The sequence below is a fragment of the Rhizobium sp. SVR5-9E genome (genome assembly GCF_056755095.1).
In genome coordinates, this window is record NZ_JBNDHS010000023.1 from 54,134 (window position 1) to 71,186 (window position 17,053).

Below are 17,053 nucleotides of genomic sequence, written 5' to 3' on the forward strand. Positions count from 1 at the left end.
TTGGCGAGGCAACCTTAGCCGATTTCTGGGCAGCCGCGACGGTTGGCGAAGACGATACGGTCGGGACCATAACGCGTCCAGCCACGAACCGTTACGCTGCGGTCCGTAACACGAACGACCTCCGCACGGCGTAATCCGGAGTCACGAGCGGCCATCACTGCCTCGCGCGGGCTGCAGCCTCTGCGGTAGTCAGGGTAGCGATCGTATCGATCGTATCGATCGCGGTCGCGATCATAGATACGGACGCCATCGGGACCGATGCGGAACTGAAGGTCCTGAGCCTGAGCAAAGGATATCGGCGCTGCCACGCCGCTGAGAGTGAGTGCCAGTACGAGGCCAGTCTTGGCAATCAGTTTGAGCATTTTGTTCTCCTTTCGCGCCCTATCCAGACCCCGCGCACTACGCAAAAACAACTGCCCCGGCGCTCAAATTGTTCCGCTCGGAAGGGCGCATTGGACCTAGGTCGCATGTCGCCAGCGACCTAGCCATTTAGACGCGTAGCTATCGATCCATGTGGTAGCAGGCCGCCGTTTGATTTGGCCGCACCTGTTCGGTCGGTGGCATTTCGGTGCGGCAGATGTCCGTCGCCTTCCAGCAGCGCGGCGAGAAGACACAACCTTTCGGCGGGTTGAGAGGTGAGGGCGGATCGCCTTGCAGGCGGATGCGCGTACGCTGGCGGGCAAGCTTCGGGTCGGGGATCGGTGCGGCCGAAAACAAGGCCTGCGTATAGGGATGCGCAGGCCTTTCGAACACCGTCTGGCAATCGCCGGCTTCCACGACCTTGCCGAGATAGAGCACCAGCACGTCGTCTGAAATCAACCGGACGACGGAGAGGTCATGGCTGATGAAGATCAGCGTCAGGCCGAATTCCTTGCGGAGCTTGCGCAGCAACGTGATGACCTGGCCCTGGATCGAGACGTCGAGCGCCGAGACGGGCTCGTCGCAAATGATTAGCTTCGGCCTTGTGACGACGGCGCGGGCAATGCCGATGCGCTGCGCCTGGCCGCCGGAAAACTCATGCGGGTACCGATTGATCATTTCCGGCACGAGACCGACGGCGCTCATGATTTCGCGCACGCGCTCCAGTCTCTGTGCCTTGTTGAGTTTCGGTTCGAAGACGGTCAGTGGTTCGGCAATAATGTCGCCCACGGTCATGCGCGGATCGAGCGAGGCGATCGGATCCTGGAAGATGATCTGCATGTCGCGGCGCGCGGCACGCATTTCCTCTTCGGAAAGATCGAGAAGATTGCGGCCCTGCCAGAGGATGCGGCCGTTCTGCGACTTCAACAGTCGCAGGATGGACCGGCCGAGGGTGGATTTGCCGCAACCGGATTCACCGACGATACCGAGCGTGCGGCCTTCCTTGAGGTCGAAGCTGACATTGTTGACGGCGGTCAGGACCAGCGGCGGCTTGAAGAAGCCCTTCGCGGGCAGTTCAAACTGGGTCGTCAGGTTTTCGACCCTCAGAAGCGATCGCTCAGACATGATTCAAGAGCTCCTCCGTGCGCGGGAAGGGGTGGAAACAAGCGGCGCAGTGCTGCGGCGCCAGCGTTTCGAGCGGCGGGGGACGATCGATACAGTCTTCCTCAACCTTGGGACAGCGCGGGGAGAAGTTGCAGCCCTTCGGCAGGTGCTGCAGATTCGGCGGCCTGCCGGGAATGACGACGAGCTGGTCGACGTCCTGGTCGGGGCGCGGGATCGCGGCATGCAACGCGGCCGTATAAGGATGCGCCGGATTTTCGAAGAGCTCGTCCACGGGTGCTTCCTCGACGATGCGCCCCGCATACATGACCGCCACGCGATCGGCGAGGCCCGCGACGACGCCGAGATCGTGGGTGATCATCGCCAGCGCCGTATTCATCTCGGCCGTCAGATCGTTGAAGAGATCGAGGATTTGCGCCTGTATCGTGACATCGAGCGCCGTCGTCGGCTCGTCAGCGATCAGGAGCTTCGGTTTCGTAAGCAGCGCCATGGCAATCACGATGCGCTGGCGCATGCCGCCCGACAGTTCGTGCGGAAAGAGATTAAAGCGGCGGGCAGGGTCGGGAATGCCAACACGTCTTAGCATATCGAGCGCCTCGGCGGAGGCGGCGCGGGCCGTGAAGCCGCGGTGAATCTCAAGCTGTTCCGTCAGTTGCCGGGAAATCTTGAGAGACGGGTTCAAGGCGGTCATGGGATCCTGGAACACCATGGCCATGTCCTTGCCGCGCACCCGATCGAGTTCGCGCGGCTTCAGCGATAGCACATCCTTGCCTTCAAGCAGAGCCTGGCCGGTGGTCTTGCCGTTCTTCGCGAGCAGTCCCATGATCCCCAGGAAGGTCTGGCTCTTGCCCGAGCCGGACTCGCCAACGATCGCGATGCGCTCGCCGCGCTTGATCATGAGGTTCATGTTGGACACGGCTTTCACCTCGCCGTCAGGCGTCTTGAAGGTGATCGCGTAATCCTTGAGTTCGAGAAGGACGTCAGTCTTCGTTTCCTGGGGCATATCAGCGATCCTTCGGGTCGAACGCGTCGCGCAGGCCATCGCCGATGAAGAGCAGGCCGAGCAACAGTGCGACGAGGAAGCTCGCCGGGAAGATCAGCAGCCAGGGCATGCTCTCCATGGCATCCGTGCCTTCGGCAATCAGCGTGCCGAGCGATGTCAGCGGCTCCTGGACGCCGAAGCCGAGATAGGAGAGGAAGCTCTCCGTGGCGATGATTTCGGGAACCGTCAGTGCCGCGAAAATGACAACCGGGCCGACGAGGTTTGGAATGATGTGCTTCAGGATAATCTTGAACGGCCGCTGCCCGGAGGCGCGGGCGGCCTCAATGAATTCCCGCTGCTTGATCGACAGTGTCTGGCCGCGCACGATGCGGGCCATCGTCAGCCATTCCAGTGCGCCGATCGCTGCAAACAGCAGATAGACGTTGCGGCCGAAGATCACCATCAGCAGGATGACGAAGAGGATATAGGGAAGCGCATACATGATGTCGACGAAGCGCATCATGACCGCATCCAGCTTGCCGCCGATATAGCCGGAGATGGCGCCGTAGAGCACGCCGATGACGACGGAGACCAGGGTCGCCGTCACGGCGACCGCTAACGAAACGCGGGTACCGTAAAGCGTGCGGGCCAGCAGGTCGCGGCCGTTCGGATCGGTGCCGAAATAGTGTCCGGTTTCGATCGACGGTGGAATGCGAAAGGCGGCCCAGTCCGGATCTTCATAGTTGAAGGGAATGACATAGGGGCCGAGGAAGGCGACGAGGACGAGCAGCACCAGCACGGCGATGGAGATCACCGCGGCCTTGTTGCGCGACAGGCGCCTGAGCGCATCCCTGGTCAGCGAACGGCCCTCTGGCGCAAGGCCCTCGGCTTCCAGCAGCTCGGCGGCGAGCAGTTCCCGTTTTGCGGGGTTGAGGATCATCTGTTTCTCACTTTCGGATCGAGCCACGCATAGGCGATGTCGACGAGAAGGTTGAGGAACACGATCAGCACCATGTAGAAGATGACCGTTCCAAGAACCATGCCGTAGTCGCGGTTCAGGGCTGCATTGACGAAATAGCGGCCGATGCCGGGCAATCCGAAGATGCTTTCGACAACCAGCGAGCCGGTGAGAAGGTAGCTGGCCGCCGGCCCGAGATAGGAAACGACCGGCATCATGGCAGGTTTCAGCGCATGCCGCATGATGGTGAGACGCGGGCCGATGCCTTTCGACTTGGCGGTGCGGATGAAGTTCTGGTTCATGACCTCGATCATCGAGCCACGGGTGATACGCGAGATGCGCCCCGCATGCGGCAGCGCAAGAACGATGATCGGCAGAATGAGAAATTTGATCGATCCGTCACCCCAACCGCCGACGGGAAACCAGCCGAGATGAATACCGAAGACAAGCTGCAGAATGGGGGCGATGAGGAAGTTAGGCAGCACGACGCCAACGAGCACCATTGCACCCAGCCAGTAGTCCGGAGCGCGGTTCTGATAAAGGGCTCCAAGACAGCCTGCAGTGATGCCGACGAGGATGGCGAGCAGAAAAGCGGCGGTACCAATCGTGAATGTGTAGGGCAGGCCGAGCATGATCTGCTGCGCGACCGTGAAATCTTCGCTGGCAAAAGAAGGGCCGAGATCGCCTCTCAAGAGATCGCCGACATAGATCAGGTATTGCTGGATCAGCGGCTTATCCAGATTGTAGTGGGCCGCAAGGTTCTTCAGGATCACCGGCGGCAACGGTCTTTCGCTATCGAAGGGACCGCCGGGGGCAAGGCGCAAAGTGAAAAAGCAGGCTGTGACGGCGATCCAGAGGACAGGGATCGTCGACAGCAGACGACGGAGTGCATATTTGATCATGGGCGTGGACCGGCCCTTCCCGCAAGCGGCGGGAAGGGCCGTTTTTCCTTACTCTTTCATCGACAGCCAGCGCGTGCGGTGGATGTCCTGCACGTTGTCGACGAAGCCGTCTATCTTCGGCGAGACGACGTTCTTGGAGACGTAGTAGTAGATCGGAAGGGCGGCGGAATCATCCAGTGCGATCTGCTCGGCCTTCTTGAAGAGTTCGGCCCGCTTCGTCAGGTCGCTCTGAGCATTACCGTCCTTGATCAGCTTGTCATATTCCGGATTCGACCAGCGGCCGTAGTTCATCTGAACGCCGGTGACGAGCAGGTTCAGGAAGTTGTCCGGGTCATTGTAGTCGGCGAGCCATCCGGCGCGGCCGATCTGCACTTCGCCGCGCTGCAGCTGGTCGTAGTGCACCTTGGTTTCGGCGTTGACGAGCTCGACATTGACGCCCAGCGGCTTCCACATGGAGGCGATCGCCACGGCGATGCGCTTGTGGTTGTCGTTGGTGTTGTACTTCAGCTCAGCCGTCAGCGGGTGGTCAGGACCGAAGCCGGCTTCCTTGAGAAGCTTCTTGGCTTCTTCGACCTTGTCCTTGTAGGGCATGTCCTTCCAGGACACGTACGCCGGCTCGCCATAGTTTGCCGTGCCCGGCGGGACCCAGGAATAGGCCGGCAGTTCGCCGGTTCCGAGGATCTGCGGGCCGATGACTTCGCGGTTGATCGCCATGGAGAGAGCCTGGCGGACGCGCTTGTCGCTGAAGGGCGGCTTGGCGGAATTGATGACGTAGTAGTAGAGGCCGGAGAACGGCGCCACGTGCGCCTGGCCCGGCAGGTTCTTCTTCATCCACTCGTACTGGTCGGTCGGGAAGTCGGTGAGGATGTCGAACTCGCCGGCGCGATAGCGCTTCAGCGCGGCTTCCTGGTCCTCGAGCACGAAGAATTTCGCGCCGTCGATCTTGAGATCCTTCACGCCGTAATACTGGTCGTTCTTGACGGTGGTGACGTGAGAGCCCGGAACCCACTCAACCGGCTTGTAGGGGCCGTTGGTGACGATGTTGCCGATCTTCACCCAATCCTGCCCCTTGGCTTCGACCACATGCTTCGGCAGCGGATAGGCCGTGTAGTGCATCAGGGCGTTGATGAAGTAGGGGGTGGGGTTTTCGAGGGTGATTTCCAGCGTCTTGTCGTCGATTGCCTTGACGCCGAGCTGGTTGGGATCGGTGATCTCGCCCTTGTTGATCTTTTCCGCGTTCTTGATGGTGAACTGGAGATAGGCGTAGTCGGCGGCGTTCTTCGGGTCGACGAGGCGCTGGAAGGCGAAGACGAAGTCTCCGGCCGTTACCGGCTGGCCATCCGACCATTTGATCCCGTCACGAAGCTTGAAGGTGTAGACCTTGCCGTCGTCGGAAATCTTCCAGCTTTCGGCTTGGCCGGGAATCGGATTATCCTTGGCGTCTTCAGTGACCAGGCCTTCAAAGATGTCGCCGGCAATGCGATTCTCCCAGTCGCCGGACAGCTTTTGCGGATCGAGCGACGTAGGATCGCCGCCGTTATGGATGTTGAGCGTGGCCGCATGGGCCGAGAACGCCAGCAATGTGCCAAGCATTGCCGAAGCTAGAAATTTTTTCGTTAAATGGTTCATGATGGCCCCACCTTTCTAGGCTTTTTCGCCTATTCTTAGTGATTTTTTCCCGGTTTTGACCTGTTACGTGCAAGTCAAACGCAGCTTATCCCAAAGGCTTGGCGTTGCAACCCCCAATTACCGAGCGTCGATCGACATGTGGACAAGCCCGTGAGCGGCATTTGCTTTGCCGTCCGCGTCTCTCCCAAAAGAGGTCGCTGGTGCAGTTGTTTTTTGTTTTCCGGGCTTTAGTCTGTGGGCCTTCTAACGATACGGGAGATCCGGCAAATGGCAATTCAGGCAGCGGACTGGTGGCGAGGGGCGGTTATCTATCAGGTTTATCCACGCTCGTTTCAAGACACGAACGGTGACGGCCTCGGCGACCTGAAGGGCATTACCCGTCGCCTCCCGCATATCGCCAGCCTCGGCGTCGACGCGATCTGGCTCGCGCCGTTCTTCAAGTCGCCGATGGCGGACATGGGCTATGACGTTTCGGACTATTGCGATGTCGATCCGATCTTCGGGACGCTTGCCGATTTCGATGAGATGATGGCTGCCGCCCATTCGCTGGGCTTGAAAGTCATCATCGACCAGGTGATCTCGCATACGTCCGACCAGCATCCGTGGTTTGTGGAGAGCCGCTCCAGCCGAACGAATCCCAAGGCGGACTGGTACGTCTGGTCCGATCCGAAGCGCGACGGCACGGCGCCTAACAACTGGCTTTCGATCTTCGGTGGGCCGGGCTGGGAATGGGACGGGGTGCGGCGTCAATACTACCAGCACAATTTCCTGACGTCGCAGCCCGACTTGAACTTCCATAACAAGGAGGTGCAGGAAGCAGTGTTGAAGACGGTGAAGTTCTGGCTCGATCGCGGCGTCGACGGCTTCCGGCTCGATACGGTCAACTACTACTTCTGCGACAGGCTGCTTCGTGACAATCCGCCTCATGAGCCGGATGTCAGCGACGGTGGCCTCGATGCGCCCGATAGCAATCCCTACGGCATGCAGAACCATCTCTACGACAAGACGCAGCCGGAAAATCTTGGATTCCTGAAGCGTTTGCGTGGCCTGCTCAATCAGTATGAGGCGCGAACGACGGTCGGAGAGGTGGGCGACGGGGCGCGGTCGCTGAAGACTGTCGCTGCTTATACGGCCGGCGGCGACAAGCTCCACATGTGCTACACCTTCGATCTGCTCGGTCCGGATTTCACGGCCGCACATATCCGCAATTGCGTCGAAAGCTTTCAGAGTATGGTCGTCGACGGTTGGGTTTGCTGGGCCTTCTCCAACCATGATGTCCAACGCCATGTGAGCCGGTTCTCAAGGACCGTGGAAGAGCGGCCGCTGATCGCCAAGCTGGCGATTTCGGTGCTTGCGGCGCTGCGCGGCTCGATTTGCCTCTACCAGGGAGAAGAGCTCGGATTACCCGAAGCGGAGCTTGCATTCGAGGATCTGCGCGATCCCTACGGCATCCGCTTCTGGCCCGCCTTCAAGGGCCGCGACGGGTGCCGGACGCCAATACCCTGGGAAGCCGGCAAGGCGCATGCGGGGTTCACCTCGGCGGAGAAAAGCTGGCTGCCGGTTCCTTACGAGCAGGCTGCCCTTTCCGTCGATACGCAGATTGCAGACGCCGACTCCGTGCTCACGCACTATCGGCGGACACTGGAATTCCGGAAGCGGTATCCGGCGCTCATCGACGGCGACATGGAATTCGTCGGGACCAACAAGGATCTTCTGACATTCACACGCGGGAAGGGCGCAGAGAAACTGCTCTTCGTGTTCAACCTGACGCGAGAACCGGTGGAGTTCCGGCTGCCCACCGGTATGAAGCTCGGCGAGCCGGTCGACATGCCGGGTACCGGCGGCGACATTGTCGCGGCGGGAACTGTGAAGCTCGGAGCGCTGGATATGTTTTGTGGAGGAATAAGCAATTATCTCGAATAGCTCGAACGCAACCCTGCGTCTACTTCAGCAGCTTGTCGTAGTCCCCGTGTGAGCCGATCCACCACCAGATGAAGTCATCTCCATCTCTGACAGCCAAAGCTCTCCATGAACTGCCAATGCGCGCGGACCAGAAACGTCCCACGTTCTTGAAATGCAAAGACGGGTGCTTCGGATTCGATTTAAGTAGAGCAAAACTCTCGTCGGCTACCTTTCGGACTCGCTCCGGCAAGCCATCGTATGCTTTCCAGAAGTCAGCGGTGGCGTGGTGTTTCAAAGCTCGCGCGTCTTTCCCATACGAAAGTCGGCCAGCGCTTTGTCTGCAAGATGATCGAGCTTCCCGCTGACAGCATCTGCTTCGATCTGCCTGTCCCAACGTTCCGCCTGAAGGGCTTCGAACCATGCAGAAAAGGCTTCGAACTCCTTGGGTCCAAGTTCGCTGACGGATTTCTCAATCTGTTCAAGCTTCGTCATGAGTAGTTCCTCCGAACCCTTTAATTAAGCGCTCGCTTTGCATTTGCCAACATATGTCACCCGATCAAAACGAACCGGTCCACGTCCACCATGCCCCTGTCAGAAATCTTCAGATGCGGGATCACCGGCAGCGGCAGGAAGGCGAGCTGGAGGAACGGTTCTTCGAGCGTGGCGCCGAGTGCGAAGGCAGCCTGGCGGAGATGGTGGAGGGTGTCGCGGACTTTCTCGTAGGGTTCGAGGCTCATCAACCCGGCGACGGGGAGCGCGATTTCGGCGGTGACCTTGCCGCCCTCCGCGACGACGAAGCCGCCCTTGATTTCTCCGAGGCGGTTGGCGGCGAGTGCCATATCATCCTCGTCGACGCCGACGACGCAGATATTGTGGCTGTCATGACCAACGGTCGAGGCTATCGCCCCTTTCTTCAAGCCAAAGCCCTGGACGAAGCCATTGGCGTGGTTGCCGTTCTTGCCGTGGCGCTCGATGACCGCGACCTTGATGATATCGTTCACCAGGTCGATATCGGTCTGGTTGCCCTTCACAGGAAGGCGATGGCGGCGGAATTCGGTGATGATTTTGCCGGGCGTGACACCGATCACCGGTGTTTCGCCCTCCGCGACCGGAACGCCGAAATGCATGGCCTGAACGGGCCGTGCCTTGACGCTGTCGAGGCCAATCGGCGCGACCGGCTTGCGGGTGGCGAAGAGTTCGTCCGAAACGCGGCGGCCTGCGGAAAAGACGATTTCCGCCTTGCAGCGCTCAAGACTGTCGATGACGGCGAGATCGGCCCGCCAACCGGGAGCGACAAGGCCGCGATCCATCAGCCCGAAGGCGCGGGCGGCGGAGATCGAGGCGGCCCGGTAGATCGCCAGCGGTTCTACGCCATTGGCGATTGCGGTGCGGATCATGTAATCGAGGTGGCCCTGTTCGGCGATGTCGAGCGGATTGCGGTCGTCGGTGCAGAGCGCCAGATAGGGCGACAGACGCTCGGTGATGATCGGCATCAGCGCATGCAGGTCCTTCGAGACCGAGCCTTCACGCACCAGGATGTGCATGCCCTTGCGGATTTTTTCGAGGGCTTCCGCTGCCGTGGTGCACTCGTGTTCCGTCCGGATCCCTGCTGAGAGATAGCCGTTGAGGTTCATGCCGCGCAGAAGCGGCGCGTGACCGTCAATATGGCCGCCCTGGAAGGCTTCGAGTTTTTCCATGCAGACCGGATCCTTATGGATCACGCCGGGAAAATTCATGAACTCGGCAAGGCCGATAACTTTGGGATGGCCGCGGAAGGGCAGAAGCTTTCCGATCGGCAGATCGGCGCCCGATGTTTCGAGGTGTGTGGCGGGAACGCAGGAGGAGAGCTGGACGCGGATGTCCATGATCGTCTCAAGCGATGAATCGAGAAAGAAGCGGATGCCTTCCTCGCCCAGCACATTGGCGATTTCGTGCGGATCGCAGATGGCCGTGGTGACGCCGTAGGGCAGGACGCAGCGGTCGAATTCATGTGGCGTCACGAGCGAGGACTCGATGTGCAGGTGGGTGTCAATGAAGCCCGGAACGACGATCTTGCCTGAGATGTCGATCTCGGTTGTGCCCTCATATGTCCCGCATGTGCCGACGATACGATCGCCGCCGATGGCGATGTCGGATTCGACCAGTTCGCCGGTTACGAGTTCAAAGAACCGTCCGCCCTTCAGGACGATATCGGCCGGGATCCGGCCCGTGCCCTGATCGATGAGGCGTTCGAGGTTGGTGGTCATGGGCATCCTCACTTCGGGTTATGCGCCCGTTATAGCCGATGTGCTGGACAAAATGACATAAACAGGCTGCTCCACAAACGAAAACGGGCGCCGACAGGCGCCCGTTCGCGAAAATACCGATATCAGCCCTTATTCGGCCGGTACGATCTTGCCGCCTTCCCACTTGTAGAGCGAGAAGCTCTGCGAGGTGAGGTCGCCGGTTTCGCCATAGGTGAGTTTGCCGATTGCGGTTGCGACGGGCTCGCCGCTCTTGAGGGCGGTTGCAACAGCTTCGGCATCCTCGGCGCTGCCTGCCTTCTCGATGCCGGCCTTCAAGACTTCCACGGCGGCATAGGCGTTCAGCGTAAAGGCTTCCGCCGGGATGTTCTTGGCTGCGAGCGCATCGGAAGCGGCCTTCGAATCCGGGCTCTTCGTCGCATCGGAGGCGTTGGTGAAGACCGTGCCTGCGGCAGCTTCCGTTCCGATGTTCCAGAATTCGGTGTTCGACAGCCCGTCACCGCCGATGATCGTCGCCTTGACGGCAAGGTCGGCCAGCTGGCGGGCCAGCAGGCCGCCTTCCGGATGGTAGCCGCCGAAGTAGACGACATCGACCTTCTCGGCCTTCAGACGGGTGGTGAGCGCGCTGAAATCCTTGTCGCCGGGGGTGACCGCGTCGTCGATTACTTCCTTGATGCCGCCGGCGTTCAGTGTCGCCTTGAAGGCATCAGCGAGGCCTTTGCCATAAGCGCCCTTGTCATTGATGATGGCGATGCGCTTGTCCTTGAAATTCTTCAGGACGTATTGAGCGGCAACTTCGGCTTGTTGGTCGTCGCGGCCGCAGGTCCGCAGAATGTTGGTCAGGCCGCGCTTGGTGAGGTCCGGTGCGGTCGCCGTCGGGGTCACCATCAGGATGCCGTTTTCGGCCAGAACGTCGGAAGCCGGAATGGCGACGCCGGATGTCACGGGGCCGACGACGAAGCGAATGCCTTCGCCGACGAGCTGGTTTGCGGCGGAAACGCCCTGCTTCGGCTCACCCGCGTCATCGGCGGTCTTCAGGACAACCTTTTCGCCGAGAATGCCGCCTTTCTTGTTGATCTCGTCAACGGCCGTCTGCGCGCCGTTCTTCACCTGGTCGCCATAGGCGGCAACCGGACCGGTCAGCGGCGCGATGAGGCCGATGGTGATATCGGCATGGGCAAGTGGCGCAAAGGCCAGCGATGCGACAAAGGTCGCGCCAGTCAAAGTCTTCAGATTCATTTTCTCTCTCCTTGGGTGGGGCTTGCGCCCGCGATGACTGCCGCGACAGCGAAACCAGTTCGTTCAATAACCCCAAGGGGTGCGCCAATGGACGACGGTTACGGTGCGGTCAATGCGTCCATCCGGCCACGTTTGGCTTCGAAGGATGCAGCGCAATTCTCTATGAATTTTGCTGAGATTCCGCAAGGAAATAACAAAAAGCGGCCCGCAATCGTCCGATCCGGACGCTGCGGGCCGCGAAATCTTCAATTTAGATGTTGTTTTGCAGAATTTCGCGCAGTTTTCCGAAGAGCTCGTCGATATGCTTCTTCTCGATGATGAGCGGGGGAGACAGCGCGATGATGTCGCCGGTCGTGCGGATCAGCAGTCCGTTTTCATAGGCTCTCAGGAAGGCGGTGAAGGCACGCTTGGTCGGCTGGCCGGCGATCGGATCGAGCTCGATTGCGCCGATCAGGCCGGTGTTGCGGATGTCGATGACGTTCGGGCAATCCTTCAGCGAGTGAAGGGCGTCGGCCCAGTAGTCCGAGAGTTCGGCAGCGCGGGTGAGCAGTCCTTCTTCCTTGTAGGTGTCGAGCGTTGCGAGAGCCGCTGCAGACGCGATCGGGTTACCGGAATAGGTGTAACCATGGAAGAACTCGATCATATGCTCCGGGCCGCTCATGAACACGTCGTGGATTTCCGAGGTCACGAAGACGGCGCCCATTGGGATCACGCCGTTGGTCAGGCCCTTGGCGGTCGTGATCATGTCCGGCTTGACGTCGTAATATTGAGCCGCGAAGGGGGCGCCGAGACGGCCGAAGCCGGTGATGACTTCGTCGAAGATCAGCAGAATGCCGTGCTTGGTGCAGATTTCGCGCAGCTTCTGCAGGTAGCCCTTCGGCGGAATAAGAACGCCGGTCGAGCCGGCGACCGGCTCAACGATGACGGCGGCAATTGTCGAAGCGTCGTGTAGCGTAACAATGCGTTCCAGCTCGGTTGCGATATCGCCGCCATGCTCAGGTTCGCCGCGTGTGAACTGGTTCTTGCCCGGCAGGTGGGTGTGCGGCATGTGGTCGACGCCGGTCAGCAGCGTGCCGAACATCTTGCGGTTGGAGACAATGCCGCCGACGGAGATGCCGCCGAAGTTGACGCCGTGATAGCCGCGTTCGCGGCCGATCAGGCGGAAGCGTGAGCCATTGCCTTTCACGCGATGATAGGCGAGGGCCACCTTGAGCGCGGTCTCGACGGACTCGGACCCTGAGTTGGTATAAAGAACGTGGTTCATGCCTTCCGGCGCGATGTCGACAAGGCGATTTGCCAGTTCGAAGGCCTTGGGGTGGCCGAGCTGGAAGGCCGGGGCATAGTCGAGTTCACCGGCCTGTTCGCGGATCGCCTCGGTGATCTTGGGACGGCAGTGGCCGGCATTGACACACCAGAGGCCAGCAGTGCCGTCGAGAACCTGACGGCCATCATGCGTCGTGTAGTACATGTCCTTGGCGCTGACGAACAGGCGCGGTTCCTTCTTGAATTGCCGGTTTGCCGTAAACGGCATCCAGAAGGCGCGAAGATCGTTTGGTGTATTGAGGCGATTGGACATGCTGTTCTCCTGGCTGCGGCGAGCTGTTCCCGAGGGGTTTGAACCCATATTTTTACTGTCCGGTCAAAGTATCAGGGCTTCTTGGGGCGTCAAGCCACGGTAGTCGTCTCTTATGCGGTATTCCCAATGGTCGGTGCACAAGGTACCCCGGGAAGGAGTGTGGCTTCCGGCGGGTCGTGGGCTCACGTGAAAACAAACAAGACCGGCAAGCGGGAACTTGCCGGTCCAAGAAAATCCTATCGTGCTGAAATACTGCTTACCGTGCCATTCCGGATACATCCCTTTGTCGGCACGGCTTTATGGCGGACATTATGTCTGCGCTAAGTATCAGGCTGCGGATCTGCTGCGGTCCTGTACCGCATAGATATCCTCGAGCGTCGCCAGTATCTTCATTACCGGTTCCGAGTTGCTCGAGTAGTAAATGGTCTGGGCGTCGCGGCGCGTCTTTACCAGTTTTTGTGCTCGGAGCTTCGAGAGGTGCTGCGAAAGGGCAGACTGGCTAAGACCAACTTGCGTCGCAAGTACGCCGACAGGAATTTCACCTTTGACGAGGCTGCAGAGGATCAGGAGGCGCTTGGGATTCGCCATCGCTGACAGAAGGGCGGCCGCGGCGTTAGAGTGGTCTGACAAATCGATAGTTTCCATAATTACATTCTTCCTAGGCGAATCGCATATCCGTGCAGGCACAGGGCGTTAAGGGGCTGGGGCTGGACCTGCAAAAACTAGCAAGTCGCTCAGAAGATTGTATATACCTAAATTTCACGTATCTAGTATGCTGTTTTAGATATATGTGACACAATGTCCGCCGGGTCGTCGACGGGTGCCTTGAATTCACAACGTCTAAGCAAATCACCGGAAATTGCGTCGAACCCGCCGCAATCTACTCCGCATATGCGCCATGCCGCGCCATATGGCCCCTTAAACAGCCTTGCAAGCGCCTCGGATAGATTGGGATCCCGCTCTAGTAAATCTTGCACTATTCGCTGTGCTTGAGCGGCGACGGCTTCGTTGGCCGCTGAAAGAATCACCAGATCGGCACCTTCCAGAATATAGGCGCGGCCAAAACCGCCGTTGAGGCTCGCCGATTGCGGCACAAGGCGGAAGAAGCGGGAGTCCGCGAAATCGATGTAGAGCTTAGCCTTCGCATGCCGGTCGAGGAAGCGCGTACGAATGCGATCATGAACCGCGCTTTCTCTTTCAACCGGCTCGGCTATGCATTGGGTGGTGAGCCTCGGATGCGTTAGCGGATCGCCACTGCCCGGCTCGCCGGTCAAGAGAGATGAGCGCGGATCGGCGTCGAGCGCTTTCGTATGCGCCGACAACGCCGAAACGAGAATGACGGGAACGCCGTCGATATCGGTGCCCAGCAGCACACGGCTTGCGACGGGAAAGCCGGTCCCGGGATCGAGGACCGCGAGGCTGCCGTAGCGCGCGCCGCGCAGCAGGACGCGGGCAAGCGTGCGGGCTTCGTCGTCCGTCTCCCGCAAAACCGAAGCTCTATCTTTCATGTCCACTTTTCTGACGGAAGCGGATGGGAGGATCAAGCCTGTTCTTTGCGCCGGTGGCGGGTCAGGCCGCTGACGATATCCTGTGCCGAAATCGTGCCGATGACCGCGCCGTTGTCGACGACACCAATGCTGCCGGGCTGGCGGGCGAGGGCGTCGAGAATATCGACGAGCGGCGTTTCGGCGCGTGCCGTGGCGCTGACGGTCGATCCCGCGGCATGGCTGAGGCCAGGCTGCATGACGTCCTTCGCGGTCAGCATCGTGATCGGGTTCATGTGCTGCACGAAGTCCGCGACGTACTGGTCCGCCGGATTTTTCACGATGTCCTGCGGCGTACCGCACTGGATGATGCGGCCGCCCTCCATGATGGCGATGCGGTTGCCGATGCGGAAGGCCTCGTCCAGGTCATGGCTGACGAAGAGGATCGTCTTTTTCAGGCGCCGCTGGAACTCAAGCAGCTCGTCCTGCAGGCGGGTGCGGATGAGCGGATCGAGCGCAGAGAACGGTTCATCCATCAGCAGGATCGGCGCGCCCGTGGCAAAGGCACGTGCGAGGCCGACGCGCTGCTGCATGCCGCCTGAAAGCTCGTTGACCTTGCGGTTCGCCCATTTCGTCAGGTTGACGAGTTCCAGTTGTTCGCCGACGCGCTTCTTGCGTTCGGCCTCCGGGACTCCGGCAAGTTCGAGGCCGAAGCCGACATTGTCCGAAACGGTCCGCCAAGGCAGCAAGGCAAACTGCTGGAACACCATGGAGACGGTGTGCATGCGCAGATCGCGCAGCGCTTTCGGGCTGCATTTATAAGGGCTGACCGGGCCATTCGCGGTTTGCACCGAAACCCCGCCCCGCACCACCGGTGCGAGGCCGTTGACCGCGCGCAGCAGTGTCGATTTGCCCGAGCCGGAAAGCCCCATGAGCACAAGGATTTCGCCTTCCTCGACGGTGAGCGAGGCATCGGCGACGCCCAGCACCAGGCCGGTCGAGGCGCCGATCTCGTCGCGGGTTTTTCCCTGATCGACGAGCGGGAGTGCGGTTTCCGGCTTGTCACCGAAGATGATGCTGACATTGTCGAAGCGGACCGAGGTCATGCGCCATCTCCTTCACCCGCGGTGCGGAACATGCGGTCGAGAATGATTGCCAGGATGACGATGCAGAGACCGGCTTCGAAGCCCTTGGCGACGTTGACGGTATTGAGCGCGCGCACCACCGGTACGCCCAACCCGTCGGCACCGACGAGCGCAGCGATGACCACCATCGATAGCGACAACATGATCGTCTGAGTGAGGCCCGCCATGATCTGCGGCGTGGCGAAGGGAAGTTCGACCTTTCTAAGCACCTGCATCGGCGTCGCGCCAAAGGATTCAGCTGCTTCGACAAGCGAAGGCGGCGTGGAGATGATGCCGAGACGCGTGAGGCGGATAGGCGCGGGGATCGCGAAGATGACGGTTGCGATCAAACCCGGAACCATGCCGAGGCCGAAGAGGATCAGCGCCGGGATCAGATAGACGAAAGTTGGAATGGTCTGCATCAGATCGAGAACCGGGCGCAGCACCGAATAGACCCAGGCGCGGCGCGCAGCCGCGATGCCAAGCGGAATGCCGACGATCATGCTCACGAAGGTTGAGGCGAGAACGAGCGCAAGCGTCTCCGTGGTTTCCTTCCAGTAGCCCTGGTTCATGATGAGCAGCAGGCCGAGACAGGTAAAGACGGCAACGGTGACCGACCGCCGCAGCCACCATGCAATCGCACCGATCGCGACGATGACGATCAAGGGGTTCGGCGCCTGCAACACGAAGAGTAGCGCGTCGATGACGTGCGATAACAGGGAGGCGAGCTGGTTGAAGAACCAATCAGCGTTGGTTGTCAGCCAATCCACAAAGGACTTGGCCCAAGGACCAATCGGAATTTTAGCGTCGGTAATCCAGTTCAAGGGCTCGCCTATCCAAAAAGAGCAACAGATCGCAATGAGGATGGAAACGGGGCAGAATCCGCTGCCCCGTTTGCGTCATCGTCAGAGACCGAGGCTTTTCTTGACGGCCGCAAGGCCATCACCGCTGCCATCGCGCGTCTTGACACCAGAGAGCCAGGGCTCCAGCGCCGATGGATTGGCCTTCAGCCATTCCGTCGCCGCTTTCTCCGGCTCTTCGCTGTCATTCATGATCTTGCCCATGATCTGGTTTTCCATGTCGAGCGTGAAAACCAGGTTCTTGATCAGCGCGCCGGCGTTCGGGCAGTCGCCGAAATAACCGGCCCGGACATTGGTGAAGACCTTGGCGCCGCCGAAGTCGGGGCCGAAGACGTCGTCACCGCCAGCGAGGTAGGTGAGCTTGAAGTTGCTGTTCATCGGATGGGGCTCCCAGCCGAGGAAAACCACTGGCTTGCCTTCCTTATCCGCCCGGGCGACCTGGGCCAGCATGCCCTGTTCGGAGGATTCGACCAGTTCGACGCTCTTCATGTCGAACATGTTCTTGTCGATCATGTCGAGGATGAGGCGGTTTCCGTCGTTGCCGGGCTCGATGCCGTAGATCTTGCCGTCCAGGTCATCCTTGTGGGCGGCGATATCCTTGAAGTCCTTGATGCCGAGTTCAGCGCCCTTGGCGTTGGTCGCGAGCGTGTACTTCGCGCCGACCAAGTTCGG

Annotated in this window: 17 protein-coding genes; 1 reads left to right on the forward strand and 16 read right to left on the reverse strand. The window is 60.1% G+C overall.

Translation table 11 applies throughout. The annotated features are described in order from the left end of the window. Positions 1–14 precede the first annotated feature (14 nt). The 6 genes from ACPYOJ_RS13555 to ACPYOJ_RS13580 form a co-directional block, all read right to left on the reverse strand. Complete coding sequence (locus ACPYOJ_RS13555; RefSeq protein WP_481416709.1) at positions 15–362, reverse strand: hypothetical protein; 348 nt, start codon at positions 360–362, stop codon at positions 15–17. Between the two features lie 139 nt (positions 363–501). Next, positions 502–1,485 carry an ABC transporter ATP-binding protein gene (locus ACPYOJ_RS13560; RefSeq protein WP_168830421.1) on the reverse strand — a complete coding sequence of 328 codons (984 nt, stop codon included), beginning with the start codon at positions 1,483–1,485 and terminating at the stop codon, positions 502–504. Further along, positions 1,478–2,485 (reverse strand): ABC transporter ATP-binding protein, encoded by a 1,008-nt coding sequence (locus ACPYOJ_RS13565; protein WP_481416710.1) that lies wholly within the window; start codon positions 2,483–2,485, stop codon positions 1,478–1,480. The genes ACPYOJ_RS13560 and ACPYOJ_RS13565 overlap by 8 nt, the downstream gene beginning before the upstream one ends. A gap of 1 nt (position 2,486) precedes the next feature. Beyond that, positions 2,487–3,404 carry an ABC transporter permease subunit gene (locus tag ACPYOJ_RS13570; RefSeq protein WP_481416711.1) on the reverse strand — a complete coding sequence of 306 codons (918 nt, stop codon included), beginning with the start codon at positions 3,402–3,404 and terminating at the stop codon, positions 2,487–2,489. Beyond that, a complete protein-coding gene (locus tag ACPYOJ_RS13575; protein ID WP_168830424.1) occupies positions 3,401–4,324 on the reverse strand; it encodes an ABC transporter permease subunit in 924 nt (307 codons plus the stop codon). The genes ACPYOJ_RS13570 and ACPYOJ_RS13575 overlap by 4 nt, the downstream gene beginning before the upstream one ends. Before the next feature lie 48 nt (positions 4,325–4,372). After that, positions 4,373–5,953, reverse strand: coding sequence for a peptide ABC transporter substrate-binding protein (locus ACPYOJ_RS13580; RefSeq protein WP_481416712.1), 1,581 nt, complete (start codon positions 5,951–5,953; stop codon positions 4,373–4,375). Between the two features lie 267 nt (positions 5,954–6,220). On the opposite strand from ACPYOJ_RS13580, the gene bglA reads away from it, so the two are divergent. Further along, entirely contained in the window at positions 6,221–7,876 is a 1,656-nt protein-coding gene (bglA, locus tag ACPYOJ_RS13585) for a beta-galactosidase BglA (RefSeq protein WP_481416713.1), read from the forward strand. A 19-nt stretch (positions 7,877–7,895) separates the two neighbouring features. Here bglA and ACPYOJ_RS13590 read toward each other — a convergent pair whose 3' ends face one another. The 10 genes from ACPYOJ_RS13590 to ACPYOJ_RS13635 all read right to left on the reverse strand — a co-directional run. Then, positions 7,896–8,150, reverse strand: a complete 255-nt coding sequence (locus ACPYOJ_RS13590) for a ParE family toxin-like protein (protein ID WP_481416714.1) — start codon at positions 8,148–8,150, stop codon at positions 7,896–7,898. After that, positions 8,147–8,347, reverse strand: coding sequence for a hypothetical protein (locus tag ACPYOJ_RS13595; RefSeq protein ID WP_481416715.1), 201 nt, complete (start codon positions 8,345–8,347; stop codon positions 8,147–8,149). Before ACPYOJ_RS13595 ends, ACPYOJ_RS13590 begins: the two co-directional genes overlap by 4 nt. A 56-nt stretch (positions 8,348–8,403) precedes the next feature. Continuing rightward, on the reverse strand, positions 8,404–10,101 hold the full coding sequence (ade, locus tag ACPYOJ_RS13600; protein ID WP_481416716.1) for an adenine deaminase: 1,698 nt from the start codon (positions 10,099–10,101) through the stop codon (positions 8,404–8,406). Between the two features lie 129 nt (positions 10,102–10,230). After that, positions 10,231–11,337 (reverse strand): branched-chain amino acid ABC transporter substrate-binding protein, encoded by a 1,107-nt coding sequence (locus ACPYOJ_RS13605; protein ID WP_481416717.1) that lies wholly within the window; start codon positions 11,335–11,337, stop codon positions 10,231–10,233. A gap of 250 nt (positions 11,338–11,587) precedes the next feature. Beyond that, a complete protein-coding gene (gene aptA / locus ACPYOJ_RS13610) occupies positions 11,588–12,913 on the reverse strand; it encodes an omega-aminotransferase AptA (protein ID WP_481416718.1) in 1,326 nt (441 codons plus the stop codon). A gap of 327 nt (positions 12,914–13,240) precedes the next feature. After that, positions 13,241–13,558 carry an ArsR/SmtB family transcription factor gene (locus tag ACPYOJ_RS13615; protein ID WP_168830432.1) on the reverse strand — a complete coding sequence of 106 codons (318 nt, stop codon included), beginning with the start codon at positions 13,556–13,558 and terminating at the stop codon, positions 13,241–13,243. A 122-nt stretch (positions 13,559–13,680) separates the two neighbouring features. Then, positions 13,681–14,421 (reverse strand): HugZ family pyridoxamine 5'-phosphate oxidase, encoded by a 741-nt coding sequence (locus ACPYOJ_RS13620; protein WP_481416719.1) that lies wholly within the window; start codon positions 14,419–14,421, stop codon positions 13,681–13,683. A gap of 32 nt (positions 14,422–14,453) precedes the next feature. Further along, positions 14,454–15,503 (reverse strand): choline ABC transporter ATP-binding protein, encoded by a 1,050-nt coding sequence (gene choV, locus ACPYOJ_RS13625; RefSeq protein ID WP_481416720.1) that lies wholly within the window; start codon positions 15,501–15,503, stop codon positions 14,454–14,456. After that, positions 15,500–16,345 (reverse strand): choline ABC transporter permease subunit, encoded by an 846-nt coding sequence (gene choW, locus ACPYOJ_RS13630; RefSeq protein WP_168830435.1) that lies wholly within the window; start codon positions 16,343–16,345, stop codon positions 15,500–15,502. The genes choV and choW overlap by 4 nt, the downstream gene beginning before the upstream one ends. Before the next feature lie 81 nt (positions 16,346–16,426). Then, positions 16,427–17,053 (reverse strand): glycine betaine ABC transporter substrate-binding protein (locus ACPYOJ_RS13635; RefSeq protein WP_481416721.1); only part of this gene is annotated, 627 nt, incomplete at its 5' end.

Bases quoted from the DNA above. Each gene is read 5' to 3' on its own strand.
- ACPYOJ_RS13595 (WP_481416715.1), bottom strand. From the start codon at position 8,347: ATGACGAAGCTTGAACAGATTGAGAAATCCGTCAGCGAACTTGGACCC.
- ACPYOJ_RS13570 (WP_481416711.1), bottom strand. From the start codon at position 3,404: ATGATCCTCAACCCCGCAAAACGGGAACTGCTCGCCGCCGAGCTGCTG.
- ACPYOJ_RS13555 (WP_481416709.1), bottom strand. From the start codon at position 362: ATGCTCAAACTGATTGCCAAGACTGGCCTCGTACTGGCACTCACTCTC.
- ACPYOJ_RS13615 (WP_168830432.1), bottom strand. From the start codon at position 13,558: ATGGAAACTATCGATTTGTCAGACCACTCTAACGCCGCGGCCGCCCTT.
- ACPYOJ_RS13575 (WP_168830424.1), bottom strand. From the start codon at position 4,324: ATGATCAAATATGCACTCCGTCGTCTGCTGTCGACGATCCCTGTCCTC.
- bglA (WP_481416713.1), top strand. From the start codon at position 6,221: ATGGCAATTCAGGCAGCGGACTGGTGGCGAGGGGCGGTTATCTATCAG.
- ACPYOJ_RS13580 (WP_481416712.1), bottom strand. From the start codon at position 5,953: ATGAACCATTTAACGAAAAAATTTCTAGCTTCGGCAATGCTTGGCACA.
- ACPYOJ_RS13565 (WP_481416710.1), bottom strand. From the start codon at position 2,485: ATGCCCCAGGAAACGAAGACTGACGTCCTTCTCGAACTCAAGGATTAC.
- ACPYOJ_RS13605 (WP_481416717.1), bottom strand. From the start codon at position 11,337: ATGAATCTGAAGACTTTGACTGGCGCGACCTTTGTCGCATCGCTGGCC.
- choV (WP_481416720.1), bottom strand. From the start codon at position 15,503: ATGACCTCGGTCCGCTTCGACAATGTCAGCATCATCTTCGGTGACAAG.
- aptA (WP_481416718.1), bottom strand. From the start codon at position 12,913: ATGTCCAATCGCCTCAATACACCAAACGATCTTCGCGCCTTCTGGATG.
- ACPYOJ_RS13620 (WP_481416719.1), bottom strand. From the start codon at position 14,421: ATGAAAGATAGAGCTTCGGTTTTGCGGGAGACGGACGACGAAGCCCGC.
- ade (WP_481416716.1), bottom strand. From the start codon at position 10,101: ATGACCACCAACCTCGAACGCCTCATCGATCAGGGCACGGGCCGGATC.
- ACPYOJ_RS13560 (WP_168830421.1), bottom strand. From the start codon at position 1,485: ATGTCTGAGCGATCGCTTCTGAGGGTCGAAAACCTGACGACCCAGTTT.